The organism is Streptomyces sp. NPDC092045 (genome assembly GCF_044756005.1).
In the GTDB taxonomy this organism is placed as follows: Bacteria; Actinomycetota; Actinomycetes; order Streptomycetales; family Streptomycetaceae; genus Streptomyces.
The window spans coordinates 1,538,307-1,563,401 of record NZ_JBIVSC010000001.1 but is presented as its reverse complement, the minus strand read 5'-3'; the positions used below and the strand labels follow the sequence as shown (position 1 = coordinate 1,563,401).

16 protein-coding genes are annotated in these 25,095 nt (G+C 72.9%); all 16 read left to right on the top strand.

Annotation, left to right across the window (positions count from 1 at the left end; all coding sequences use genetic code 11):
• Positions 1–236 precede the first annotated feature (236 nt).
• The 16 genes from ACIQKA_RS06720 (at position 237) to ACIQKA_RS06645 (ending at position 25,039) form a co-directional block, all read left to right on the top strand.
• A complete protein-coding gene (locus tag ACIQKA_RS06720; protein ID WP_383445768.1) occupies positions 237–1,529 on the top strand; it encodes an aspartate aminotransferase family protein in 1,293 nt (430 codons plus the stop codon).
• Entirely contained in the window at positions 1,526–2,548 is a 1,023-nt protein-coding gene (locus ACIQKA_RS06715; RefSeq protein WP_402540216.1) for an ATP-binding cassette domain-containing protein, read from the top strand. Before ACIQKA_RS06720 ends, ACIQKA_RS06715 begins: the two co-directional genes overlap by 4 nt.
• The gene (locus ACIQKA_RS06710) at positions 2,545–3,360 is read left to right on the top strand and encodes an ABC-2 family transporter protein (protein ID WP_391096558.1); all 816 of its coding nucleotides are present in this window, start codon (positions 2,545–2,547) and stop codon (positions 3,358–3,360) included. Before ACIQKA_RS06715 ends, ACIQKA_RS06710 begins: the two co-directional genes overlap by 4 nt.
• Positions 3,357–4,157 (top strand): ABC transporter permease, encoded by an 801-nt coding sequence (locus ACIQKA_RS06705; RefSeq protein WP_383152941.1) that lies wholly within the window; start codon positions 3,357–3,359, stop codon positions 4,155–4,157. Before ACIQKA_RS06710 ends, ACIQKA_RS06705 begins: the two co-directional genes overlap by 4 nt.
• An 8-nt stretch (positions 4,158–4,165) precedes the next feature.
• Positions 4,166–5,791 (top strand): phosphotransferase, encoded by a 1,626-nt coding sequence (locus ACIQKA_RS06700; RefSeq protein WP_402540215.1) that lies wholly within the window; start codon positions 4,166–4,168, stop codon positions 5,789–5,791.
• A 1-nt stretch (position 5,792) separates the two neighbouring features.
• Complete coding sequence (locus tag ACIQKA_RS06695; protein ID WP_402540214.1) at positions 5,793–7,916, top strand: glycosyltransferase; 2,124 nt, start codon at positions 5,793–5,795, stop codon at positions 7,914–7,916.
• Complete coding sequence (locus tag ACIQKA_RS06690) at positions 7,909–9,027, top strand: sugar phosphate nucleotidyltransferase (protein WP_402540213.1); 1,119 nt, start codon at positions 7,909–7,911, stop codon at positions 9,025–9,027. The genes ACIQKA_RS06695 and ACIQKA_RS06690 overlap by 8 nt, the downstream gene beginning before the upstream one ends.
• Positions 9,028–9,039: 12 nt before the next feature.
• Complete coding sequence (locus ACIQKA_RS06685; RefSeq protein ID WP_402540211.1) at positions 9,040–12,132, top strand: HAD hydrolase family protein; 3,093 nt, start codon at positions 9,040–9,042, stop codon at positions 12,130–12,132.
• A complete protein-coding gene (malQ, locus tag ACIQKA_RS06680) occupies positions 12,129–14,207 on the top strand; it encodes a 4-alpha-glucanotransferase (protein WP_402540210.1) in 2,079 nt (692 codons plus the stop codon). The genes ACIQKA_RS06685 and malQ overlap by 4 nt, the downstream gene beginning before the upstream one ends.
• Positions 14,185–15,387 carry a sedoheptulose 7-phosphate cyclase gene (locus tag ACIQKA_RS06675; protein ID WP_383152952.1) on the top strand — a complete coding sequence of 401 codons (1,203 nt, stop codon included), beginning with the start codon at positions 14,185–14,187 and terminating at the stop codon, positions 15,385–15,387. The genes malQ and ACIQKA_RS06675 overlap by 23 nt, the downstream gene beginning before the upstream one ends.
• A complete protein-coding gene (locus tag ACIQKA_RS06670) occupies positions 15,384–15,782 on the top strand; it encodes a cupin domain-containing protein (protein ID WP_390111349.1) in 399 nt (132 codons plus the stop codon). The genes ACIQKA_RS06675 and ACIQKA_RS06670 overlap by 4 nt, the downstream gene beginning before the upstream one ends.
• Positions 15,763–16,836: an ROK family protein gene (locus tag ACIQKA_RS06665; protein WP_402540209.1), complete on the top strand. Its 1,074-nt coding sequence runs from the start codon at positions 15,763–15,765 to the stop codon at positions 16,834–16,836. Before ACIQKA_RS06670 ends, ACIQKA_RS06665 begins: the two co-directional genes overlap by 20 nt.
• Entirely contained in the window at positions 16,836–17,906 is a 1,071-nt protein-coding gene (locus ACIQKA_RS06660; RefSeq protein WP_402540207.1) for an SDR family oxidoreductase, read from the top strand. Before ACIQKA_RS06665 ends, ACIQKA_RS06660 begins: the two co-directional genes overlap by 1 nt.
• Before the next feature lie 903 nt (positions 17,907–18,809).
• On the top strand, positions 18,810–21,761 hold the full coding sequence (locus ACIQKA_RS06655; RefSeq protein ID WP_402540206.1) for a type 2 lanthipeptide synthetase LanM family protein: 2,952 nt from the start codon (positions 18,810–18,812) through the stop codon (positions 21,759–21,761).
• A 62-nt stretch (positions 21,762–21,823) separates the two neighbouring features.
• Positions 21,824–22,021, top strand: a complete 198-nt coding sequence (locus tag ACIQKA_RS06650) for a hypothetical protein (RefSeq protein ID WP_383152959.1) — start codon at positions 21,824–21,826, stop codon at positions 22,019–22,021.
• Positions 22,022–22,132: 111 nt separating this feature from the next.
• A complete protein-coding gene (locus ACIQKA_RS06645; RefSeq protein WP_402540204.1) occupies positions 22,133–25,039 on the top strand; it encodes an AAA family ATPase in 2,907 nt (968 codons plus the stop codon).
• Positions 25,040–25,095 lie beyond the last annotated feature (56 nt).

The window sequence follows — 25,095 nt, the reverse complement described above, 5'->3', positions numbered from 1 at the left end:
CTGCCTTCGGTCGGATGCGGCCTGACGGTGTCTGGGCACGGTCCCTCCTCGCTCTCGAGGCAGTTGTCGGCGGTCGCATCAGCGACTCAAGCAGAGCCGTGCCACGCCCTGCAAGTCATGTCTGAAAGTTTCTGAAATCTCTTGCTAGCCGTCACGCGAGGGTGCTTCACTCGCACTTCGGAACGATCAACTGGCTTCCAGCGCACTTCAGTTCGTCCAGACCATGGGGGCAACAGGTGGCAGATCACCAGCGAGAACTGCTGGTCAGAGAGGCACGGCATCTGGCGCCCGGCGCGTCCGAGGAGGCCGCGCTCGCCCGGCGCGTCTTCACCGAGGGTCGAGGAGCCGTCCTGACGGATCTCGACGGCGACCAGTATCTGGACTTCGCCGCCGGCACGCTCACCCAGTCCCTGGGGCACAGTCACCCGGAGGTCGTCGCGGCACTGACCCGCCAGGCCGAGCGGCTGTGGAACGTGCACGACACCCCCACGCCCGAGCGGGCCGCGTTCTTCGAACTGCTGGCGCGCCTCCTTCCCGAGCACCTGGACACGTATGCCCTGTTCTCCACCGGCGCGGAGGTGGTGGAGGCCGCACTCCGGGTCGTCCAGTCCACGGCGGAGCCGGGCCGCAACCGCGTCGGCGCACTGCGGCACGGTTTCCACGGCAAGACCATGGGCGCGCGCATGCTGGTCCACTGGGACGTCGGCCACCAGGCCTTCGCGGGCAACAGCGTCCTCGGCTACGCGCCGTACTGCTACCGCTGCCCGCTGGAACTCGAGTACCCCAGCTGTGACGTCCGGTGCGCCTCACTCGTCAACCGGCACATCGCCTCCAAGCCGAACGTCTCCGCCCTCTTCTTCGAGCCGGTGCTCGGCGCCGCGGGGGTCATCGTGCCGCCGCCCGGCTACTGGGAGCGCGTCTCGGCGGCCTGCCGTGACAACGGCGTCCTCCTCGTCGCCGACGAGGTGGCGACGGGCGGCGGCCGTACCGGCGCCTTCCTGGCCTCCGAACTCGTGGGCGTGGAACCGGACCTCGTGACGATGTCGAAGGGGATGGCGAACGGCTTCCCCTTCGCCGTCCTCGCGGGCCGGCGCGGCCTTCTGCACTCCCCCGCGGCCTCACCGGCCGGCGCCTACGCGTCCACGTACGCCGGAAACCCGCTGGGCATCGCCGCCGCACGGGCGACGCTGGAGGTCGTGGAGCGCGACCGGCTCATCGAGCGGGTCCGGGTGCTCGGTGACCGGCTGGGTGAGCAACTCGCCGCCCTGCACGCCCGCTTCGAGGTGCTCGGAGAGGTGCGGGGCGTCGGTCTGCTGCACGGCCTCGAATTCGTCCGTGACCGCGCCACCCGGGCCCCCGCCCCGGAGACCGCCCGCGCCGTGTACACCACCGCCCTCGACCTGGGGCTCCGAACCTCGGTCGGCGGCCACGTCATCCGGCTCGCGCCCCCCTTCACCCTGGACGAGGCGCTCCTCGACGAAGGTGTACGGATCCTCGGGCAGGCCGTCGAACGCGTGGTGGCCGCGTGATCGTCGCCGAAGGGCTCACCAAGGACTTCCGCACAGCCGAGCGGCGGCCCGGCCTCCTCGGGAGCCTCTCCACGCTCCTCACCCGCGAGTACCGGACCGTGCGCGCCGTCGACGGCATCTCCTTCCGGCTCCGCGCCGGCTCCAAGACCGCCTACATCGGCGCCAACGGGGCCGGGAAGTCGACCACGATCAAGATGCTCACCGGCATCATGACCCCCAGCTCCGGCCGGTGCCTGGTCAACGGCGTCGAGCCCTACCGGCAGCGCCGGGAGAACGCCCGCTCGATCGGCGTGGTCTTCGGGCAGCGCAGCCAGCTGTGGTGGGACCTCTCCGTGCCGGACTCCTTCCAGATCCTGCGCAGGATCTACGGGATACCGGACACGGTGTACGAGCGGAACCTGGCCCTCTATCGCGAGCTCCTCGACATCGACGCCCTGGGGACCACACCGGTACGACAGCTGAGCCTGGGGCAGCGGATGCGCGCCGAGATCGCGGCGAGCCTGCTGCACGACCCGAAGGTCGTCTTCTGGGACGAGCCGACGATCGGCCTGGACATGGTCCTCAAGGAAGCCGTCCGCGCCCTCGTCAACCGCGCCAACGCCGAGCTGGGCACGACCGTGCTGCTCACCAGCCACGACCTCTCCGACATCTCGGCCATCTGCGACGACGCGCTCGTCGTCGACGGCGGCAGGGTCGTGCACGCGGGCGCACTCCACGATCTGCTGCGCCGCGCCGACCGGCGGTCGGTGGTCTTCGATCACCGCGGTGGTCCGGGAGCGCACGACACCGTGCTCCGGATCGAGACGGGGCTTCCGGGCGCCACGGCGGGCCTCACGAACGAGGGCCGGATTCGGGTCGACTACCCTGCGGACGCCTTCACCTCCCGGCACGTACTCGGTTTTCTCCTGGAGCACTTCGAGCTCGCCGACTGCTACGCCCCCGAACCGGACCTGGAGACGGTGCTCCGCCAGACCTACCGGAGCGGCGTCCCCTCCGCGCGGGACGGCGGTGCCGTGTGAGGGCCCCGCTGCGCGCCGGCACCTACGTGCCCTTCGCCACCAGCGGACTGCAGTCCCTGCTGCAGTACCGTTCCACCTTCCTGATCACCGGTGTCACCGCCGCGGCGGGCGCCGCCGTCACCGTCTTCCTGTGGCGGGCGGTCTACGCCGGCTCTCCGGGCCCCGGACCAGGCGGTTTCACCCCGGCGAGCATCACCACCTACCTGGTGGTGGCCCAGGTCCTGGCCGTGGTGCATGCCAACCGGGTCGACGACGAGGTGGCGGCCGAGGTCTACCGCGGCGACATCGCGGTGATGCTCGTGCGTCCCGTGAGCTATCCGCTGGTCCGCTTCGCCGCCTGCCTGCCCGTGATCGCCGCCAACGCGCTCCTCGTGGGCGTCCCGCTGCTCGTGCTCTTCTCCGTCCTCGTCCCGCTGACCGTGCCGACCCCGGTGGACGCGGCGCTCTTCGCGCTGTCCGCCGCGTTCTCGGCGGTCATCGCATTCTGCGTGAACCTGCTGACCGGCATGGCCGGGTTCGTCACCACGAACACCTGGGGCGTCCGCATGGTCAAACAGGGGACCGTCGCGTTCTTCGCGGGACAGATGGTCCCCCTGTCCCTGCTGCCCGTCCCCCTGCACACCCTGGCCATGGTCCTGCCGTTCCGCGCCATGGCGGACGGGCCTCTCACCCTGCTCCTCGGCCGGTACGAGGGAGCCGGCGGCGCCTGCGCCGTCCTCGGCCACCAGCTCGGCTGGACCGTGGGACTCGTCCTGCTGTGCGCCGTCCTGTGGCGCCGCGCGACAGGCCGGCTGGAGGTGCTGGGCGGATGAACCGGACCCTCGGCGGCCATCTACGCCTGGCGCTCTTCCTCGGCGGGGTGGGCCTGCACCGGCTCACCGCGTACCGTCTCGACTTCCTCCTCGGCTCCGGGGCCTTCCTCGTCCGCGTCGGGCTCCAGACCCTCGCGGTGGGCGTGGTCTTCACCCACGTCCCCGCCATCGCCGGCTGGTCCTACCACCAGGTGCTCTTCCTCCTCGGCTGCTCCCTGCTGCCGCGCGGGCTCGACCACCTCTTCACCGACCAGCTGTGGGAACTGGGCCGCAAGCTGATCCAGCGGGGCGAGTTCTACCGCTACCTGGTCCGTCCGGTGAACCCGCTCTTCTCGCTCCTGTCGGAACGCTTCTTCCACCCGGACGGATTCGGCGAACTGGCCGTCGGAGCCGTCCTGGTGCTCTGGACGGGAGCCGAGCTGGGTCTCGAACCCAGCGCCCTGCAATGGGCCCTCGTGCTCCCGCTGATCGTCTGCGGGGCGCTCATCCACGCCGCCGTGAAGCTCTTCTTCGCGTCCCTGTCGTTCTGGACGGTGACCAGCATGCCCGCGATGCAGACGGTCACCCAGGTGTCCGAGTTCGCCGGTTATCCGCTCGACCTCTACCACCCGTCGCTGCGGATGCTCCTCACCTGGGTACTGCCCTTCGCCTTCACCTCGTACGCACCGGCCGTCTACCTGCTCCACGGCTCCACCGAACTGATCAGGTGGCTTCCGGTCGTAACGGGTCTTTCCCTGCTCGCCGCGCTGTCGCTCTGGCAGCGCGGACTTTCCAGATACGAGATGACCGGGAGTTGACGAACCGCGTGACCAGCGACACCCAGCTCCATGAACTGCTGCGCGGCGCGGCCTGGCTGCCGGAGGACGTCCGCCGGGCCGACCGCTACACGCCGATCGACGAGGCTCCCCTCGGCTCCGACACCACGCTGTTCCTCGTGTCCGTCGTGGGCGGCCCGGCACACGGCAGGCTCCTCTTCGTCCCCGCCCACACGGACATGACGGGCCGCCTGGCCGATGCCCAGGGCTCCGAGGCCTTCGACCTGGCCTGTGTGCGGCTGATGGCGGCCGGGGGCCGGATCCCCACCGCCCGCGGCGGTCACGTCGAGTTCCGCGGCGGCGGAGCCACGGCCCGCGCGGTCTCCCTCCTCCCCTTCGCGCAGGGCTGGTCCTCGAACTCGCTCTCGCTCCTCGACATCGACGGCCGTCCCCACCTCCACAAGGCCTACCGCACCCTCGGTGCCGAGGTACGGGAACCCGAACTGCTGCGTCTGATGAACGGCAGCGGTCACACGCCCCGGTGGTTCGGCGACTACGGCTACGTGCCCCCGGGCGGAGCCGACCGGCTGGCGCTCGGGGTGGTGTACACGTACACACCGGGCAGCGGGATCGACACCCCGCTGCGCGCCAACCTGCGCGCGCTCTGGCCCCGGTTGACGGGTGACGCGACGGGGTCCCGGGAGCCCGGCGGTGCCGACGACACGGGCGGGTCCGGGGGCCTGGACGGCCTGGTCCGGGAGCACCTCGCTCCGCTGGCCGACCCGCTGCGCACGGCCCGCTCGTTCCTCGGCGGGTTCCACGAGGAGCTGCGAACTCGGCTGGGCCGGGGGACTCCCCCGCCGGACTACCCCATCGAGCGCGTCCTGCGGGCCGCCGAGGAACGGTGCCACGCGCTCGCCGAGCGGGCCCGGGAGGGCGTGGAACTCCCCCCGGCGGCGCTGGAGAAGGCCTTCTGCTCGCTCACCTCGGAGATCGAGCTGCTGCGGGCGGCGTTCGACGCCACCGGCACACACCCCGCGGGGCCCTGCCACGGAGACCTCCATCTGTCGCACCTGCTGTGGGACCCGCCACGGCTCATCGACATCTCCACCCCCGGCACGGGTCCCGACCAACCGGGCTGGGCCGAACAGTCGCCGCTGGAGGACCTGGTGGCGCTGGGACGTGCACTGGAGTACTTCAGTGCCGACGAGGCCGCGTACGAGAGCGCCCGGCTCCTGGGGGCCGACTCGACGGAGACGATGCTCGCCTCCCTCGACGGCGGCGCCGACATGCCGCCACGGGAGCGGTCCGTGCTCCTGCTCGTGTTCGAGGCCGCGGACAGGTGGCGCCGGCAGGTCGCCGGTCTGCTGCTCACGCGCGACGGGTCGGAAGGGTCCGGCGGGTCGAACCGGTCCGACGGGACCGACGGGACCGGCGGGACCGACGGGACCGGCGGGACCGGCGGGACCGGCGGGACCGGCGGAACCTTTGCCGGGCCTGAACGGGGGCTCCCCGACGAGCCGTTGCGCCGGTTGCTCTACCTCCGCCGCCTGCTCCACGAGCTCGACTACAACTTCGCGCACGCCCGGCCGTACCACGCCGCGATCGACCTGCGTCACGCCATGGCGCTCGGTCTTCCCTCCCCGCTCCCCCTCACCCTGACCACGAGGACCTGACGTGAGTGACGTGACCGACGAACCGCTGCACGTCATCGAGACGTACTTCGAATGCTGCGGGTTCGACCACACCTTCCTCCAGGGCGGCACCTCGGTGTATCTCTGGAACCTCTCCCGCGCCTTCGCCCGCAAGGGCCACCGGGTGTCCGTCGTGACCCCCGCCCACGGGCGTCTCGACGACCTGCGCCGCCGCCACACGGTCGAGGACCTGCCGTACGAGGACCGCTACACCCTGCCCCTCGTCCTCGACCCCGACGTCTGGCGCGGCTTCCCCACCGAGGTGTCCGTGGAGCTCCGTACCACGGCTCACCGGATCCGCAAGGAGGGCGTCGACCTCTACTTCCTTTCGAACGACTACCTGGACCGCCTGCCCGAGACGTTCTACCCGCCGTACTCGGCGAAGGGCAAGGACCTCACCTTCTTCAAGCCGCTGGTGTTCCAGGTCGACAGCGTGCGTTTCCTGCGCGGCTGGTTCGGCGACGAACGGGCGATCGTCCACGCCCACGAGCCGTACTACCACTACCTCCTGCCGCCGGCGCTGAGCGACGACCCGCTGAAGAGCGTGGTCACCACCGTGCAGAGCAACATGCCGATCACCAAGAAGGTGTACGGACCGGAGGTCCGCAGGCTCCTCGACCTCCTCGGCGCACCGCCGCTGCCGGACGAGGAGCCGCCGCTGCCGGCCGGCGAGCGCGAGGCCCAGCGCCAGTACCAGACACGCACCCATCTCCACTACGAGTATCCGCCCGACCACCTCACCGTCTACGGTCTGGTCGCCGACCACTCCGACGCCATCGACTTCCTCTGCCCCGGTCAGCGGGACTTCTACAACAGTTTCCGCGACACCCCGTTCGAGAACCTGTTCGCAGCGCTGCCGGTCTCCCGAACGGTCCGCCGCAACGCGCACAAGCAGTTCGTCGGCGGCTGCGCGATCTCGGACGGTTGGCTCACCCCGGATCCGGACACGGTGGACCGGGTCGCCGTCCTCTCCGGACTCGGTCTGGACCCGTCCCTTCCGACGTTCTTCCACAACGCCCGCTACGCGGTCCACCACAAGGGACAGGTCGAACTGGTCCGGGCGATCGACCGGGTCCTCTCCGACGGCCTCGCGGCCAACTTCGTCCTGCGCTGCATCACCGGCACCGGCATCGACGACCCGTACTTCCACGAGGTCGCCGAACGTCACAAGAGGCGGGTGCACCTGGAGTGGGAACGGGTCGACGAGGGTCGGGTCTTCGCCTACGCCGCCTCCGCCGACTTCTGCGTGTTCCCCTCCAAGTTCGAGATGGACACCTTCCTCATCGCCCAGGGCGAGGCCATGGCGTGCGGGGCGGTGCCGGTGGCCACCGCCCAGTGGGGCATGGCCCACTTCCGGCACGCCGACGAGGGCACGACCCGGACCGGTTTCTCGGTCAACCGGTCCTTCGCCGAGGACGACGCGCTCCTCGTCGACGGCCTCGCCGACCGCTTCCAGCAGGCCGTGCGCCTCTTCCTCGACCGGCCCGACGAGTACCGGCTCCTGTCGGCCCGCGCCCGGCGGGTGGCACGCGGCTTCACCTGGGACCACTGCGCCGATCTCCATCTGGAGGTCTTCCGGGACCTCTGGCTCGGGGTCGCCCCCGAGCCGGCGACCGACACCGCTCTGCGGCACGGCTGGTTCGACGCCCTGCCGCCCCGTACCTGGGAGGAGCGCCCCCAGGAGGTGCTCGACGCGGCCGTGGAGACCGGTGACCTGGCCGCCGCCGAACGCCTGGGTCCCGTGACGGGGGCACTGGCCCTCCGGTTCTTCGACGCCGCCTGGGCGCGCGCCGACTTCGCCGTGTGCGAGGAGGTGGCAGGACGGTGGCCGGACGCGATACCCCCGGAGCGGGTGGCCCGCCTCGGCGACCGGTGCGCGCCCCACGGCGCGGACCTGCGCTACCGGCTCGCCCACGCGGAGCGCGTCCAACTGGTCGTCCCCGGCCCCCGGGACGCCGGGGGCCGCGCCGAGGCGGAGATCACCGAGTGGACCCGCCGGGCGGCCGGGGAGTTCGTCGGCACCGCTCCACCGGCGGGCACCGCCGCCCAGCTGCTCCTGACTCTTTCGAACGGCCGGATCGCCTGGGACGAGGCGCGTCGTGGCTGAGGTCGACTCCGTCCGTACCGTCGTGCTCGCCGGCGGCCGGGGCGAGCGCATGGGCCGGCTCGGCACCGGGCGCCTGAAGCCCCTCGTGCCCTACGGCGGCGCCTGCAGGCTCATCGACTTCAGCCTGGCGAACGCGCGCGACTCCGGCCTCGGGGAGGTGCTCCTGCTCTCGCAGTACGAGGAGCGCCTCCTGATGGACGACCTGCACTCCGCCTGGAACGGCGCGTCGCGCGACTTCCGGATCCACTTCGGCCCGTACGACGAGGCGTACCGCGCCGCGGGTGAGAAGCTGCCCGCGCGGCTTCCCGAGCGCACCTGGCCCCTGGAGAAGGGGACGGCCGACGCTCTCATCCGCAAGGGGGAGCACATCTTCGGCCCCCGGACCGAGCACGTGATGGTGCTCCACGCCGACCACGCCTACCGCTTCGACTACGGCCCGCTGATCCGCGGGCACATGGCCTCGCGGGCGGCGCTCACGGTCGCCTACCAGCGGATCGATCCGCGCTGGGTCCCTCTCTTCGGCATGGTCGCGTTCGACCGTGACGGCGCCCTGACCACCTTCGTGGAGAAGCCCGAACACCCCACGTCCGACCTGGTGTTCGCCGCGTTCTGCGTGTTCGACGCCAAGGTGCTGCGACGGTACCTGGAGGAGCTGGAGGGCACTGACTGGCAGCACGACATCAGTCGGGACGTGATCCCGGCGATGCTCGCGACCGGGGAACGGATCCGGGGGCACCGCGTCGAGGGGCACTGGGAGGACATCGGCACGGTGGAGCGGTACCACCGCGCGCATCTCGCGATGACCCGCCCCGACGCCACCCTGCCGGTCCGCGCGCTGCCCTGGACCATCTCCCCGCACCTGCAACGGCGCCGGGTCGCCGAGTCGCCGGGCGTCCGCCGCTCCGTTGTCCCCGTCGACCTGGTCAGCCGGGGCGACATCGAGGACAGCGTGCTCTTCCCCGGCGTACGGATCGGCACGGACGCCCGGGTGCGGCGCAGTGTCGTGCTGCCCGGCGCCGTCGTGCCGGACGGTGCCGACATCGACTCCGCGATCGTCCTGGAGGACGGGTTCGTCCAGCACGTCGAGCCCGCACCCCACCCCGCACGCTGAGGGAGCACACCCATGCACATCGTCAACTTCGCCTACGAATGCGGCGGCTTCGACTCCCGGCTGATGCGCGGGGGCCTGTCGCCACTGGTGTGGAACCTGTCCCGGGAGTACGCCTCCCTCGGGCACCGCGTCTCGATCGTGACACCCGCGCACGGACACCTCGACCGGCTGCGCGCGTCGTACGCGATCGAGGAACTGGACTTCGGGATCGACCACACGGTGCCGCTGGTGCTCGATCCCAAGACCTGGCCCGGCCGGCCCGCCGAAGCGGTGCTGCCGCTGACGACGCGGGTCCATCTGCTGCGGCTCGACGGCGTGGACGTGTACTTCCTGTCCGACGCCCAGCTGGACCTGCTGCCGGACCGGCTGTATCCGCCGCCGGACTCCGAGGGCCGGGACCTGGCGTTCTTCAAGCCGCTGGTCTTCCAGGTGGCGGGACTGCGCTTCCTGCGGGAGTGGCTCGGCGGGGAGGAGCCGGCGATCGTCCACGGCTTCGAGCCGTCCTACCACTACCTGGTTCCGCTGGTGCTGCGCGGCGACCCCCGGTGGCGCTGTGTCAGCACGGTGGCGGCCAACGCGCCGATCACGCAGAAGGTCTACCGGCCCCAGGTCGAGGCCCTGCTGGCCCTCTTCGACGCTTCGCCCGGGCCGGCCGGCGCCGGTACCGCGGCCGGTGGGAGGAGCGTCCTCGGCTCCTGGGAGGAGACGCCGCCGCCGGAGAACTCGCCGGCCGCCGCCATGGTGCGGGCGCTGTCGGCGACACGCCTGCACACCGAGTACGGCCCCGACCACGTCGCCCTCTTCCCGCAGCTTCTCGCCCACGCCGACCTGGTGGACTTCGTCTCGCCCGGGCAGCGCGACCACCACAGCACCTTCGCCGACACCCCGATGGAACGGTACGTCGCGTCGCTGCCCGTCTCCGGGCTGCTGCACGAGCAGGCGGGCAAGCTCTTCGACGGGGGCTGCGGAGTCTCCGGCACGTGGCTGGCGAGGGACCCGGAGGGCGTCGACCGCGACGCCGTGCTGCGTTCCCTGGGCCTCGATCCCGCCCGGCCCGTCTTCTACCACGCAGCTCGGTACGCAGTGCACCACAAGGGGCAGTTGGAGTTGATCCGGGCGGTTGAGGAGGTCCTGGCCGGCGGTGCGGAGGTCTCCTTCCTGCTGCGGTGCGCGACCGGCGCGGGCGGGGTGGCCGAGGTGTCGCCCGCCAACGCGTACTTCCAGCGGGTGGCCGACGCGTACCCGGACCGGGTGCGGCTCGACTGGCGGCTCGTCGACGAGGACGAGCTGTTCGCGGAGGCCGCCTGCGCGGACTTCTGCGTCTACCCGTCGAAGTTCGAGCTCGACGGCTTCCTCATCGCGCAGGCCGAGGCGATGGCCTGCGGGGCCGTACCCGTCGGCACCGCGCAGCGGGCCACCGCCCACTTCGGGCACGCTCGTCCGCACGAGGACCCCAAGGCGACGGGCTTCGCGGTCCGCGGCTCGTTCCGCGACGACGACCGGGAGCTCGCGGCGTTGCTCGCGGACCGGATCCGTGACGCGGAGCGGATGTTCCGCGAGGAGCCCGAGGCACATGCGCGCCTGTCCGCCGCCGCGTCCAGGACCGCCCGTGGCTTCACCTGGGGCGAGAGCGCCCGCCGACGCCTCGCCGTCTTCCGGGAGCTCCTCGACGACGTGCCGCGCCGACTGCCCGCGCGGGACGCGATCCGGTACGGCTGGTTCGACCTGCTCGACGACGCGGAGTGGACGGAGCACCGGGAGGAGATCGTCCGGCGCTCCCTCGAACTGGGGGACGCGACCGCCTACGGGCGGTGCGCCGAGCTCGACGCCGCCGCGTACGAGGCGCTGTTCGACGCCGCGTTCGCACGGGCGGACTTCCCGCGCTGCGCCGAGCTGGCGGAGGCGGCGGGCCGCGAGGAGCTGATGTCCCCGGTCCGGCACCGCTGCCGCGTCTTCCCCGCGGAGCCGGACGGGACGCTGCGAGTGGAGTACCGACACCCGGAGATGGCGGCGGTCGACGTCGTGGTCGAAGGGAACGTGCCACCGGCCGCGGCAGGCACGGGCCCGTCCGGTCCGGAACCCCTCGAATCGGCGGCCGAGGCCGCGCTGTCGGACGAGCCGGTACCCACGGTGGGCAGGACCCGGACCGCCGCGCTGCGCCGGGAAGCCGACGGCGTCTTCCGGGGTTCCGTCGGGGTCGACGACCTGAGGGCCGGTCTCGTCCTCCGGCTCACTCTCGCCTCCGGCCGGGTGACCTGGGACAACGTCCCCGTCCCTGGGGTCCCGCCCTTCCGCGTCGTGGCCACGGACCTCGACGGCACGCTGCTTCGTGGCGACCTGACGGTCTCGTCGCGGACCCGCCGCGCGCTCGATCTGGTGGCCTCGTCCGGGGCCCGGCACCTCGTGGTCACCGGTCGTCCGGCAGCCGCCTGCCGCCGGCTCCTCGACTCCCTGGGCTACACGGGACTCGCCGTCTGCGGACAGGGCGCGCAGCTGTACGACGCGGGCGCCGACCGGCTGCTGTCCGCGGAGCGGCTCGACACCGGCCTCGCACGTTCCGTCGTCGCCCGCGTCGAGGACCTCGTCGGGCCGCTCGAACTGGGGGTGGTGACCTCGCCCCCGGAGAGCCGGTTCAAGGTCACACCGGGCTTCGGTGAGCGGGTGCGGCACGGCTGGGACGTCACGGCCGACCGGTCACTGCTGTGGGAGACGCCGATCGACAAGCTGGTGCTGCACCACCGTGTCCTCGGGGACGACGAGCTGACCGAGACGGCGCGCCGGCTCTGCGGTGAGGAGGTGACCGTCGTCCACTCCGTCCAGGGCATGGTCGAGATCCTGCCGCGGGGCGTCACCAAGGGCACCGGCGTGGCGCGGGCCCTGGAGGTCCTCGGCCGCACGGGCGAGGAGACCGTGGCGTTCGGTGACATGCCCAACGACCTGCCGATGCTCGCGCTCGCCGGCCACGGGGTGGCGGTCGCCAACGCGCACCCCGCGCTGCGGGCCGTCGCCGACGAGATCGCGCCGGGCAACGAGGAGGACGGCGTGGCGGCGGTCCTGGAACGTCTCTTCGGCACGCCGGTGGTCCCGATGGGAGGCGGCGCGTGAGCGATCCCCTCTCCCGTCTCGCCGAGGCCCACGGCGTGGCGACGGGTTACCGCACCGACCGGGGGCGCCCGGTCGACGTCCCCCGGGACACCCTGGTCTCGGTGCTCGCCGCCTGTGGCGTCGACGCCTCGACGCCCGCCGCGGCGGAAGCCGCGCTCGCGGCCTACCGTGCCGAGCGGGCCCACCGGCTGGTTCCACCGTGCGTGGTCGTACGGGGACCTCACGGCCCCCGGCCGAGGCTGCCGGCCGGTACCAGCGCCGAGGTGATCTGCGCCGACGGCCGCACGCGAGGGCTCGACGAGCCGCTGCCGGTGGGGTCCCACACGCTGAGCGCGGAGCGGGACGGACGGCGCGACACCGCGGTGCTGCTGGTCGCGCCGGAGCGGTCGGCCCCGGCACCGTACTCGTGGGGCCTCCTCGTCCAGCTCTACTTCCTGCTCTCGCGCCGCTCCTGGGGCATGGGCGACCTCGGTGACCTCGCCGAGCTGGTCTCCTGGACGGGACGGGACCTCGGGGCGGACTTCGTCCAACTGGGGCCGCTGCACGCGATGGAGCCCGGTCCGCTGCCGGACCCCTCGCCCTACCGGCCGAGCAGCCGGCGCTTCCCCGACCCGATGCACGTGCGGGTCGAGGCCGTCCCCGAGTTCGCGTATCTGGAGGAGGGGCCGCGTGCCCGCATCCGGAGGCTGGTGGACCGGGCCGTGTCCCTCAACTCCGCCGTCCTCTCAGGGGAGTCGCTCATCCGCCGCGAGGAGGTGCGCGAGCTGAAGCACCTGGCCCTGCGCGAGGTGTACGAGGTGCCCCGCTCGCCCGGGCGCGAGGCGGCGTTCGCCGCGTACCTGGCGCGGGAGGGCAGCGACCTCACGGACTTCGCCACCTGGTGCGCGCTCGCGGAGGTCCACGGCCCGGCGTGGCGCTCCTGGCCCGCCGCGCTGCGCGATCCCCGGTCGCCGGTCGTGGCCGAGGCCCGGCGGGTCCTGTCCGGCACCGTCGACTTCCACCGGTGGCTCGCCTGGATCACCGACGAGCAGCTCGCCGGCGCCCAGCGCGCCGCGCGGGAGGCGGGGATGCGCGTCGGACTCGTCCACGACCTGGCGGTGGGCGTGGCGCCCGAGGGGGCCGACTCCTGGGCGCTCCAGCACTGTCTGGCCGAGGGGATGTCGGTGGGGGCCCCGCCGGACGACTTCAATCCGTCCGGCCAGGACTGGGGACAGCCGCCGTGGCGTCCGAACGCGCTGGCCGCGGAGGGGTACCGGCCCTTCGCCCGGCTGCTGCGCGCGGGACTGCGGTACTCCGGCGCGCTGCGCATCGACCACGTCATGGGGCTCTTCCGCCTCTGGTGGGTGCCGGAGGGGCGTCCCCCGTCCGACGGCACGTACGTCCGGTACGACGGCGCCGCGATGCTGGCCGTGCTGGGCGCCGAGGCGGAGGCCGCAGGGGCGTTCGTCATCGGGGAGGACCTGGGCACGGTCGAGCCGGAGGTCCGCGAGGAGCTCGCGGCCCGGGGCGTGCTGGGGACGGCCGTGCAGCGCTTCGAGTACGAGGGCGGTTCCGAGGGCCGGGTGGGCCCTCTGCCGCCGGAACGGTGGCGCGAGCACTGTCTCGCCACCCTGACCACGCACGACCTGCCCACCACGGCGGCCTGGCTCAGCGGCGAACACGTCGACCTGCGGGCCTCGCTGGGGCTGCTCACCCGGCCGCCGAAGGAGGAGAAGGCCGAGGCCGCCGGCGAACGGGACGGCTGGATCGCCGAGATGGAGCGGCTCGGGCTCCTGCCCGATCCCGCCGGAGAGGTCGCGGCACTGCACACGTACCTGAGTCTGACACCGGCCCGGATGATCGGCGTCTGGCTTCCGGACACGACCGGCGACCGGCGGCCGCAGAACCTGCCCGGCACGGCGGGTGTCCATCCCAACTGGTGCCTGCCGATCGCCGACGAGCAGGGTCGTCCCGTGTCCCTGGAGGAGCTGTCCGAGGCTCCGCTCCTCCGCCACCTGGCCGGGGTGTACGCACGCCGGCCGCAAGCACACCGAGTGACTGACGAGGAGAGGCATGTCGAGCCGGGTTCTAGTTGACGAGGAACGTCTGTCGGGTGTGTGGGAGGACGCCGACGGGTTCAGCCTGCTCGCGCCGGACGGCACCGGGTACCGGTCGGACCTCGTCCCGGAGGTGCTCTCCCCCGGGAATCCCGCACTCGCCCGCGCCGTGGGCGGACGCCGGGTCGTCGCCTTCACCGGCCCGACCGTCGGCCGCCTGTACGGGCAGGCGCTGCGCGACTACCTGGAGGCGAACCTGGCCCCAGGGACGTGGACGCTGCACACGATTCCCACCGGGGAGAAGAACAAGACACTGGCGATGGCGGAGCGGGTCTGCGCGCTGGCCAAGGCGCACGGACTCGACCGGCACGGGGTGATGCTGGCCCTCGGCGGCGGCATCGTCTCGGACGTCGTGGGCTTCGCGGCCTCGATGTACTCCCGGGGGATCCGGTACATCCGGATCAACACCACCCTCGTCGGCCAGGTGGACGTCGGGGTCGGCGTCAAGACGGGGGTCAACGCCCTCCACACGAAGAACATGTTCGGCGCCTACCACCCGGCGCACGCCTCGCTGAGCGATCCCGCGTTCCTCTCCACGCTGCCGCTCCGCGAGGTCCGCTGCGGTCTCGCGGAGATCGTGAAGATGGCCGTGATCCTGGACGAGGAGCTGTTCCGCACGCTGGAGCGGTATCCTGACGCGTTCCGGCGGACCGGGGTTCCGACGCCGCCCGAGGTGGAGAGGTACATCCTGCGGACCTCGATGCGGCTGATGATGGAGGAGCTCTGCCCGAACCTCCGGGAACACCGGCTCGCCCGTCTGGTGGACTTCGGCCACACCTTCAGCCCCGTGATCGAGACGGCGGGCGACCACCGCCTCGAACACGGCGAGGCCGTGGCCGTCGACATGGCGCTCTCGTCCTGTCTGGCGCTGAGGCTCGGTCTGGTCGACGAGCGGGAGTGCGACCGGATCATCGGTCTCCTGGCCCGCATCGGGCTGCCCGTCTTCGACGCGGAGACGTGCACACCGGAACTGATGGCCCGGGCGCTCGAGGAGTCCTGGGAACGCCGCGGCCGTCGGCTGCATCTGGTGGTCCCCCTCGCCGCGGGCAAGGCTGCATTCGTCGACGACCTCACTGACCTGCCCCGCGACGTGCTCGGCCTGGCCCTGGACGAACTCGCTCGGAGGGCCCGGGGCTTCGCACAGGAGGCCGCACTGTGACCCGCGGCACCACTCGGCCCCTCAAGAACCTGCGGCACCTGCTGTCCCCGAAACCGCACGACCACGGCGGGGCGGGCACCATCCTGGCCCACCGGATCTTCGCCCGGGGCGAAGGTGCCGGCGCCGACTTCATCGACCTGGCCGTCCTGCCGCCGGGGACTTCCATAGGACGGCACCGGCACGGTCACGACCGCGAGACGTACGTCGTGCTCAGCGGGAGCGGCGTGATGTACCGGGACGGGGAGGCGTTCCGGGTGGAGGCCGGGGACGTCATCCCCAACGACCCCTTCGGCGAGCACGGTCTGAGCAATGACAAGGACACGGAACTGGCGCTGCTCGTCTTCGAGGTGGCGGCCCACGAGAGGGAGGACACCGATGACGATTCCGCTCGGTGACCCGACGGTGACAAAATCCGGCGAGGCAGTGACCGTGATGGACGTCGGGGGGACGACGCTGCGCGTCGGCACGTTCGACACCCGGGGCGGCGGACGCCTCTCCGACGTGCGCAGGACACCGGTGGACGGCATGGCCGCCCACCCGGGTGCTCCCGTGCCGGTGCTCCAGCGGCGGGTGGTCGACCAGATCGTGTGCGCGGCCGAACGGCAGGCGGGTGCGCGTCCCGACACCGCACCGGCCGCCCTGGCTGTCGCCTTCGCCGGCCCGGTCGCCCGGGACGGGACCGTCATGGGGGCCCCGACGGTGTGGGGCGCGGGTGGCGAACCCCTCCCGCTCCGGGAGATCCTGAGCGCCCGGCTGTCCGTGCCGGTGCTCGTCGTCAACGACCTCACGGCGGCCGCCTGGCGGTACGGGAGGGAGAGCGCGGTCCCGTTCTGTCTGCTGACGATCAGCTCCGGCATCGGGAACAAGGTCTTCCGCGACGGCGCCGTGCTCCTCGACGTCGAGGGGCACGGCGGGGAGCTCGGCCACTGGACCTGTGACCGCTCCCCCGACGCCCCGCTGTGCGACTGCGGAGGGCGCGGGCACCTGGGGGCGATCGCCTCGGGGCGGGGCGTCCTCGCCGCGGTGCGCCGGGCGGCGGCCTCCGACCCGGCGGGGTACGCCCGGTCGGCACCGGCCCGCGCGGGAGTCGCCGATCCGCGCCTCCTCGGCAACCCGGAGATCGCCCGGGCCGTGCGCGACGGGGACCCGTTCACGACGGCCGTGCTGCGCTCCACCCTCGTGCACCTGGCGGCGGCGGTGGGCGGGGTGTTCGCGTCGATCGGGATCCGTCGGTACGTCCTGATGGGAGGCTTTGCCCTCGCGATCGGCGAGCGCTACCGGGAACTGCTGGTGGAGGAGCTCGTACGGCAGGGTTGCTTCGGGCTGTCGGCCGCTCAGGTCGATGCCATGGTCGTCCTTGGCAAGGACGACGACGACCACGGCCTGATCGGGGCGGGCCGGCTGGTGGGCCGCCGTCTCGCGGCCCACCGGAAGAAGGCGACCCTCTGATGTCCGGACGTACGGAGAGATCACCCGGCACGGCTCGCCGGACGCTCGTGGTCGGCAGCGGCTTCGTGGGCTCCGAGATCGCCCGCCGACTCGTCGCCGAGGGCCACGAGGTGACGCTCGGCTCACGGGGACGGCCCACGGTCGCGCCCGAGGACTACGGGGCAAGGTGGCAGTCGTTGGACGCCACGGACGCGAGGGCCTGCGAACGGGCGGTGGCCACGGTCGCACCCCGCACGGTCGTCCTGGTCCACGGGCCGTCCGACGTCACGTGGTGCGAGGCGCATCCCGAGGAGGCGACCGCGGCGCACCGGACGGCGACGGCCCACTTCGCCGCGGTACCGGACCTGGACCGCATCGTGATGATCTCGACGGACAACGTGTTCGACGGCAGGTGTGCCGAGAACGTCGAGTCCACGCCGACCGCACCCGCCAACGCGTACGGGGTGGCGAAACGCGCCGCCGAAGAGGTGCTGCTCTCCGGGGCGGCTTCCCCGGCGACGGCCCTGCGCGTCAGTCTCGTCTACGGCCACGAGCCCGCGGACGGCGGGAAGTGGCTGAACTTCTTCGCGTCGTGCGCCCACCGCCTCGCCCGGGGCGAGCCGGTGGAGGCGCCGACCGACCAGTGGACCACTCCGGTCCTCGTGGACGACGTCGCCAGGGTGGTCGCCCGCCTCCTCGCACACGAGGGCGATCTGCCGCCCGTGCTTCACCTGGGCGGCCCCGAGCGCGTCTCCCGGGCGGCCTGGGCCCGGGAGATCGCCCGCGCCCTGAGGGCCCCGACGGCCCTGGTGCATCCGGTCCCCAGAGCGGCGGGCCGCTACGCCTCCAGACCGCGGAACACGTGCCTGTCCAGCACATTGCTCCCGACCGTGCCCGGAATGGACACCGTCCCTCTTCAGGGCGTGGCGGCGGCCGCCGAGGCCTTGGCGTCACGGTTCCTCCGGTCCGGGTCGACGGCCTCCGCCGCCCTGACGCGCACTGCCGTCCCCTCGCCGGTTTCACGGGAGGGGACGCCTGCCTCCCACGCAACCGAACGTCTCTGCCGACTCCAAGGCGGGCAGAATGCCTGACGTCGAGCTCGGAGACCGGCTGGAGGGCTGTGGCGACCTCGTGAACGCCGTACCGATCCTCCATGTACGCGGTGAGCCCGCCCGACACCGTCAAGGAGTACCCGCCATGCTTGGCGATGTGTTCGCCGACCGTGCCGCCGATCCGGCGGCACTGGCCCCGGGCATGGGCCGGAGCCTCCGGGGAGTGTTGGTGCTCCAGTGAGATCTCATGTCCTGAGCCGGTTCTTCTCCGGTAGTGGCGGCGTCGGGCTGTGGCCTGGTGGCGTCTGCGCCAGAGGGACCGGTTCAGGGCATGTGGGCGTCTGTCGTGGTGGGGCCGGGGGGCAGGAGAGTGTCCAGCGGGCGCCGGATTTCTGCCACAGCGGGACGAGGGCTGATCCGTTTCTGCAGCCCCCTTTGCTCCGAGATCCGGACCGTATCCGGTCCACGCACCGGCATCACCATGCAGAAGCTGGCGTTCATGCCGCTCAAAAGGCTGCCGAGCTTGTACCGCCGGCAACTCGTGCCGCCGGCGAACGGAGAACTTGCTCATGTCGTACTCGCCGAAGAAGCTCGGCTTTTCCCAGGGGGCCGAAAAGAGGCTTCCGGCCTGGGGCATCCGACCGTTGGGCACCTCTCCCCCGCCCCGCGTGGGGTGGGTCGCTTTTACGCCGAAACTCCCAGTTCATCCTATCGGTATCTCCCTCCTCCATGGACTGCTCGATGAGGCGGTCGACCTGCTCCCCCACGCGCGTACGAGCACGTGACCTCCGCGCCCACGCCCACGTCGCACCCTGGGCCGCCGGGTTCGCGCAGGGGGGAACGAGGTGCGCCGGAAACCCTCAACGGCGTCCTCCGGTAGGGTAATTCCGGCAGATTCCCGCCCCTTGTGCCGCCGTCGGGCGAACTGACAAGCTCTGCGCCATGTTCGGCGACAGCACGCTCGCAGCAGGGTCGGCGACCACCTCGTCCCGGTGGTCGCCGCCCCTCGCACTGGCGCAGTCCCCGGGCCCGCGTGACCTCGACCCGGCCGAGTTCGTCAAGGCTGCTCTCGCCGCCGCACCCGGCGACCCGGTCCTGCCGTCCGGGCCGCTGCCCGGGACGGCCGGCTTCGCCGTCGTGTTCGCGCCGTTCGCCGACCTGGCCGGGCGGCGGCTGCTCGCCGCGCTCGACCCCTTGGTCGGCCGGTCGGCCGAACTGCCGGACATCGTTGCGGAGTTCACCGCCCGAACGGCCGCCGCACTGGGCGTTCTGGCGGCCCGCGCGCTGGTGCTGGAGCTCCGGGTGGCCAGGGTGGAGGGGCTGCTGGCGGGCGCGACCCCGCAGACCAGGTTCCGCGACTTCGTCGCCACCACCGGCACCCGGGCCGGCCTGACCCGGTTGTTCGCCACGTACCCGGTGCTGGCTCTGCTGGTCGGCCGTTCCTGCGTGAACGCCGTCGCGGCCATGGCCGAACTGCTCAGCCGGTACGCCGCCGACCGCACCGAACTGGTCGCCCGGCTGCTGGCCGGACGCGAACCGGGGCCCTTGGCCGCCGTGGACCGGACCAGCGGTGACGCGCACCGGGGCGGCCGGCGGGTCGCCGTACTGCGCTTCGCCGACGGCAGCCGCCTGGTCTACAAGCCCCGTCCGCTCGCGGCCGACCGCCACTTCGGCGAATTGGTCGACTGGTTCAACGCCCGCCCGGGAACGCCCGGGTTGCGCACGCCCGCCCTGCTGACCCGTCCAAAATACGGCTGGTCGGAGTTCGTCGAGGCCGGCCCCTGCGCCTCCCCGGCCGAACTGGACCGGTTCTACCGGCGCCAGGGCGCGCTACTCGCCATCGCCCACGTCCTCGACCTCACCGATCTGCACCACGAGAACCTGATCGCCTGCGGCGACCACCCGGTGCCGGTGGACGTCGAGACGCTCTTCCACCCGCCCTCGCCCGAGGACCCCGCCGCCGCTGACCCGGCGGGCCGTGCGCTGGACGAGTCCGTCCAGCGGACCGGCCTGCTGCCCCAACTGGTGCTCGGGGACGAGGCCGCACTCGACCTCTCCGGTCTCGGAGGCGGCACCGACTGCCGCTCGCCGCTGGAGGCGATCGGCTGGGAGGCCGCCGGCACCGACGAGATGCGGCTGGTACGTCGGCCCGGCTCGGCCCCCGGCAGCGACAACCGCCCCCGGCTGGACGGCGCCGAAGCCGAACCCGCCGCCCACGCCGAGGCGCTGGTGGCCGGCTTCCGCGCCGGCTACCGCGCGATCCTGTCGGGCCGACAGGAGCTGACCGGCCTGCTGCGCCGCTTCGACGACGACGAGGTCCGCGTGGTCACCCGGGCCACCCAGGTCTACGCGACGGTCCTCGTCGAGGCCACCCACCCCGGTGTGCTGCGGGAGCCGGCCGACCGGGAGGCGCTGATGCGACTGCTCGGTACGGACGCGGTGGACGACCAGGGCTGGCCGGGACTGCTCGACCACGAGGTCGCCGAGCTGGGGAACGGCGACGTGCCGGTGTTCACCTCCCGGCCGGGCCGTGTCGACCTGTGGAGCGGCACCGGCGCCCGCATCTCCGGCGTCCTCGACCGGTCCGGACTGGCCCGGGTGACGGACCGCCTCGCGGCGATGGACGAGGCCGACCTCGCCGGGCAGGAACGGATCATCCGGGCGTCGTTGGCCTGCCGTGCCGTGGAGGCGGCCCATCCCGTCGCCGTGCCCGGCCCGCGCTCCGCAGAGCCGGACGAACCGCCCGCTCCGAAGCGGTTGCTCGGCGCCGCCCGGGAGCTCGGCGACCTGTTGGTCGAGCGGGCCCACCGGGGGCAGGGGCGGGCGAACTGGCTGGGTGTGGAACCGCTCGGCGAGCGGTACCGCAGGCTGGGGCCCTGCGGCGCCGACCTGGGGCACGGGTACACGGGCGTCGCGCTGTTCCTCGCCCAACTGGCCGCGGTCAGCGGCGCGGACCGCTACGCCGGGACGGCGCTGGCCGCTCTGCAGCCGGTGCCGGAGCTGCTCGAACGGCTCGCCGCGCTCCCGGACGAGGATCTCGGCGCGGTCGGCTCGGGCGGCTTCACCGGGCTCGGCGGCATCCTGTACGCGCTCACCAGCGTGGCAGCCGTCCTGGACGACGCCGGGGTGCGCGCCCTGATCGATCCGGCGGCCGCCCTGACCGTCCGGGCCGCCGGGGTCGAGCAGCCGACCGGTGTGCTCGACGGCACGGCGGGCGGCCTGGTCGCACTGCTGGCCGCGCACCGCGTGAGTCCGTCGGCCGAGCTCCGGCGCGGCGCGGAGGCCTGCGCCGACCGGCTCGCTGCCGCGCCCGTCCCGGCGGCGCCGGGCTTCGCCACCGGCGCCGCCGGGGTGGGCTGGGCGCTGCTCGGCTTCGCCTCCGCCGGAGGCGGCGAGCGGTACGGCCGGACGGGACTGGCCGCGCTGCGTGCGGCCGTGGGCGCGCTGCCGTCCGCCGGGGCGGACCTCTCCTGGTGCACGGGCTCGGCCGGGGTGGCGCTGGCGGTCGCCGACCGGGCCGAGGCGATGGCGGACCCCGGGCTCGCCAAGACCGTCGCCGAGGTGGTCGGGCTCCTCGGCCGCACCGGACCGTTGCCTGATCACAGCCTGTGCCACGGCGAGTGGGGCGCGCTGGAGTTGCTCCACCGGGAACCTGGCCGTTCGGCCCTGCGGGACCGGGCCGCCGGTGCGGCCCGGTGCGGTGCTCGCCGCGCCGCCCGGGCCGGGACCGCGTCGCCCGGACTGCTCACCGGCGTGGCCGGCTGCGGCCACGGCCTGCTGCGGCTCGGCTTCGCCGACCGCGTCCCGTCGGCGCTGCTGCTGCGGGGGCCGACCCCTGAACCGCCGTCGGCCCGGCTCGCGTCCCGGGCCGCGGTCCTCTCCGAGACCGCCTGACGCCGAACTCCGAGATCGTCCGCAGTAGATCCGCAGTAGATCCGCAGTAGAAAGGAACATTCATGAACACCACCGACCTCCTGCCGAGCCGGAAGCAACCCACCAGCGGATTCGGCGCCACCGGCGACCACCCGGCGGGTGAGATCCGGCTGCAGAGCGGCGGCGGACTCGGCCGTCGGTCCCGACTGCTGCGTGATGCCTCGGCGTTCCGCAGCACGTGGACCAGCGTCACCGCACCGGTCGTCGACGAGCCCTGCTGACCGTTTCGAGGTGGTTCCGACCGGTCGCTCGGTGGGCAAGTGCGAGGAGACGTGATTCTCTTCCTCCGGAGATCACTATTGTTCACAACTTCTGCACAGTAGCCTGCGGACGTGCGCACCATTTCCCCGACGACCATCGGCCGCGAGAACGAACTCAACCTGCTCCGGCGCGCCCTGATGGATCTTCAGCATAACGCGGGCCACGCGGTCTTCCTCTCGGGAGAAGCGGGGATCGGCAAGTCCCGGCTGGCCGGGGACTGCGCCGGGCGGGCCGAGTCGCTGGGCCTGCCCGTGCTGCGCGGACGCGGCAGCCCGACCAGTGCCGGGATCCCCTACCGCCCGCTCGTCGAGGCGTTGAACTCTCGCTTCCGGGTCGTCGGCGTGCCTGACGACCCGGAGCTGGAACCCTACCGTCCGGCCCTGGGCCGGGTGATCCCGGAGTGGCGGCACACCGCCGTGCCCGGCTACCCCGAGAGCGTGGTCGAGCTGGCCGAGGCGATGCTGCGGCTCCTGGCCGTCATCGGCCGGAACGGCGGCTGCCTCCTCGTCCTGGAGGACCTGCACGAGGCCGACTCGGACACCATCGCCGTGGTCGACTACCTGGTCGACAACCTGGCGGGATCGCCGGTCCTCCTGGTGGCCACGCTGCGGCCCGAACCGGGGGCCGCCCTGGAGCTGGCCCGGGGCGGCGAAAGACGCCGGGTCGCCTCGCTGGCCTTCCTGGAGCCGCTCGACACGTCCCAGATAGGCACGCTCGCCGCCGGCTGCCTGGAGCTGCGGGCCGAGCAGGTGCCCGCCGCCGTGGTCGACCGGCTGAGCACCTTCAGCAACGGGATCCCCTACCTCGTCGAGGAGTTACTCGCCGAGATGGTCGCCTCCGGGGCGCTGCGCCAGGACGGCGACGGCTGGCGAGTCGCCGGCGATCTGGCGGCCGCCGTTCCGGCCAGCGTGGTCAGCGGCCTACGGCACCGGCTGGAACAGCTCGATCCCCAGGTGCGCGACCTGCTGCTGCTGGCCGCCACTCTCGGCACCGGCTTCTCGCTCGGCATGCTCAAGCTGATCACCGGCCACGGCACCCGGCCACTGCTCGATCACCTGGCCGCGGCGGCCGCCTCGGGCTTCGTCGTCCCCGATCCCACCGCGGCCGACCAGTACGTCTTCCGGCACGCGCTCACAGCGGAGGCCCTGCTCACCGGGCTGCCTCCGGCCGAACGGGCCGTGATCGCCCGCCGGGCGGCCGAGGCGGTCCTGGCGGCCGATCCGGCCCTCTCGGACGGACGCTGCCAGCTGGTGGCGCACCTGCGGGAGCTGGGCGGCGACGGAGAGGGGGCGGCGCTGCTCTACGCCGAGGCGGGCCGCCGGACACTCGCCGCGGGCGCCTCGACCACCGCCGTACAACTGCTGGAGCGCGCCCACGAGCTGGCAGCGGCGACCGACCGCACCGACGTCATCGAGTCGCTGGTCTACGCGCTGGCCGAGGCCGGGCAACTGGACCGGGTGTTCGCGCTGGCGGAGTCGTTGCCGGACGCGGGGGCCGGCGCGCTGGACATCGAGCGCCGCGTCGCCCTGCACACCAGACTCGCCTGGGTGGCGGTGATCGCCGAGCGCGCCGCCGACACCCTGGCACAGATCGCCGCCGCCCGTGCGCAGCTCGACGGCTCCGGCGATCCCCGCCAGACCGCCGCCCTCGCCGTGGTCGAGGCCCACCTGGCGCTGCTGCCCGGTCACGGCGGTGCGACGGCGGAGACCGAGCGACTGGCCCGCGAGGCGGCCGAGATCGCCGAACGTGAGAAACTCCCGGTAGTGGCCTGCCAGGCGTGGCAGCTGCTCGCCCTGCTGGCCCGCGAGCGCGGCTTCGACGACGCGGACGCCTGCCTGGAACGGATGCTCTCCGTCGCGGAGGCGCACAGCCTGCCGGTCTGGCGGGTGGAGGCGCTGCTGCGGCTCGGTGGGAACGCCTTCATGCGCACCGGTGACGCGCGGCGGATGCGCGAGGCCAGGGACGCCGCCCGCGAGCTGGGCGCACTCGTGCTGGCCCAGCAGGCGGAAGGCATGCTGGCCATGGACGCCCTGTTGCGCGCCGACTTCACGGCCGCTCGGGAGATCATCGACCGCTGCCTGGAGCCGAGCGCCCGGATGCACAACCTCAGCAGCCACCGCTACCTGCTGCTGGTGGCAGCCACCCTCGCCGCCCACCAGGGCCGGCGCAGGCAGATGGAGCGGGAACTGCTCCGCTTCGAGCGCGCCGACGAGTCCGCCTCCTTCCTCACTCCGGTCGCGTACGGCCTGTGCCGGGCCTTCTGCGCCCTTCTCGAGGAGAACGGCACCCAGGCACTGGCCGAACTGGCCACCGCGGCGGCCTGGGAGGACCGGCACCCCAACGTGTTCTACCTCAGTGGCCGGCACGGCCTCGGTCCGCTGCTCGCCGTTCTCAAGGGCAGCGCCGATCGGTCGGCGTACACGACGGCCCTGGCGGCGCCGGCCTCCGCGCTGGCCTGGAACCGGCAGTTCCTGCTGCTCGCCGACGCCGTCCTGCTCGGGCGCGAGGGCCGCGGCGCGGAGGCCGTGGCCCGGGTGGAGCTGGCGGCACAGGTGTCCTGGGGGTTCCCGACCGCCCATCACCTCGGGCTGCGCCTGGTCGCCGAGGCGGCCCTCGCCGACGGCTGGGGCGACCCGGTCGGCTGGCTGCGGACCGCCGAGGAGTACTTCTACCAGGCGGGCGTCCGCTCCGTCGCCGGTGCCTGCCGGTCGCTGATCCGGCAGGCGGGCGTGTCGGTGGCACAGCGGCGCACCGGTCGGGAGCTGATCCCCGAGGCGCTTCGGACGCGCGGGGTGACGCTGCGTCAGTACGACGTACTGGCCCTGCTCGTGGAGCACCTCGGGAACCAGGACATCGCCCAGCGGCTGTCCCTCTCGCCCCGCACCGTGGAGAAGCACATCGCCGGCCTGCTCCACAAGACCGGCAGCGCGGACCGCGCGGAGCTGTGCCGCCTCGCCCGGGAGCTGTGCGGGGACTGACGGGCCCGCGCTGCCCGGTGTCCGGACGATCCGCGGGGGTCTCCCGCGGTCCCCGC

Bases quoted from the DNA above. Each gene is read 5' to 3' on its own strand.
- ACIQKA_RS06705 (WP_383152941.1), top strand. From the start codon at position 3,357: ATGAACCGGACCCTCGGCGGCCATCTACGCCTGGCGCTCTTCCTCGGC.
- ACIQKA_RS06685 (WP_402540211.1), top strand. From the start codon at position 9,040: ATGCACATCGTCAACTTCGCCTACGAATGCGGCGGCTTCGACTCCCGG.
- ACIQKA_RS06675 (WP_383152952.1), top strand. From the start codon at position 14,185: ATGTCGAGCCGGGTTCTAGTTGACGAGGAACGTCTGTCGGGTGTGTGG.
- ACIQKA_RS06665 (WP_402540209.1), top strand. From the start codon at position 15,763: ATGACGATTCCGCTCGGTGACCCGACGGTGACAAAATCCGGCGAGGCA.
- ACIQKA_RS06660 (WP_402540207.1), top strand. From the start codon at position 16,836: ATGTCCGGACGTACGGAGAGATCACCCGGCACGGCTCGCCGGACGCTC.
- ACIQKA_RS06655 (WP_402540206.1), top strand. From the start codon at position 18,810: ATGTTCGGCGACAGCACGCTCGCAGCAGGGTCGGCGACCACCTCGTCC.
- ACIQKA_RS06650 (WP_383152959.1), top strand. From the start codon at position 21,824: ATGAACACCACCGACCTCCTGCCGAGCCGGAAGCAACCCACCAGCGGA.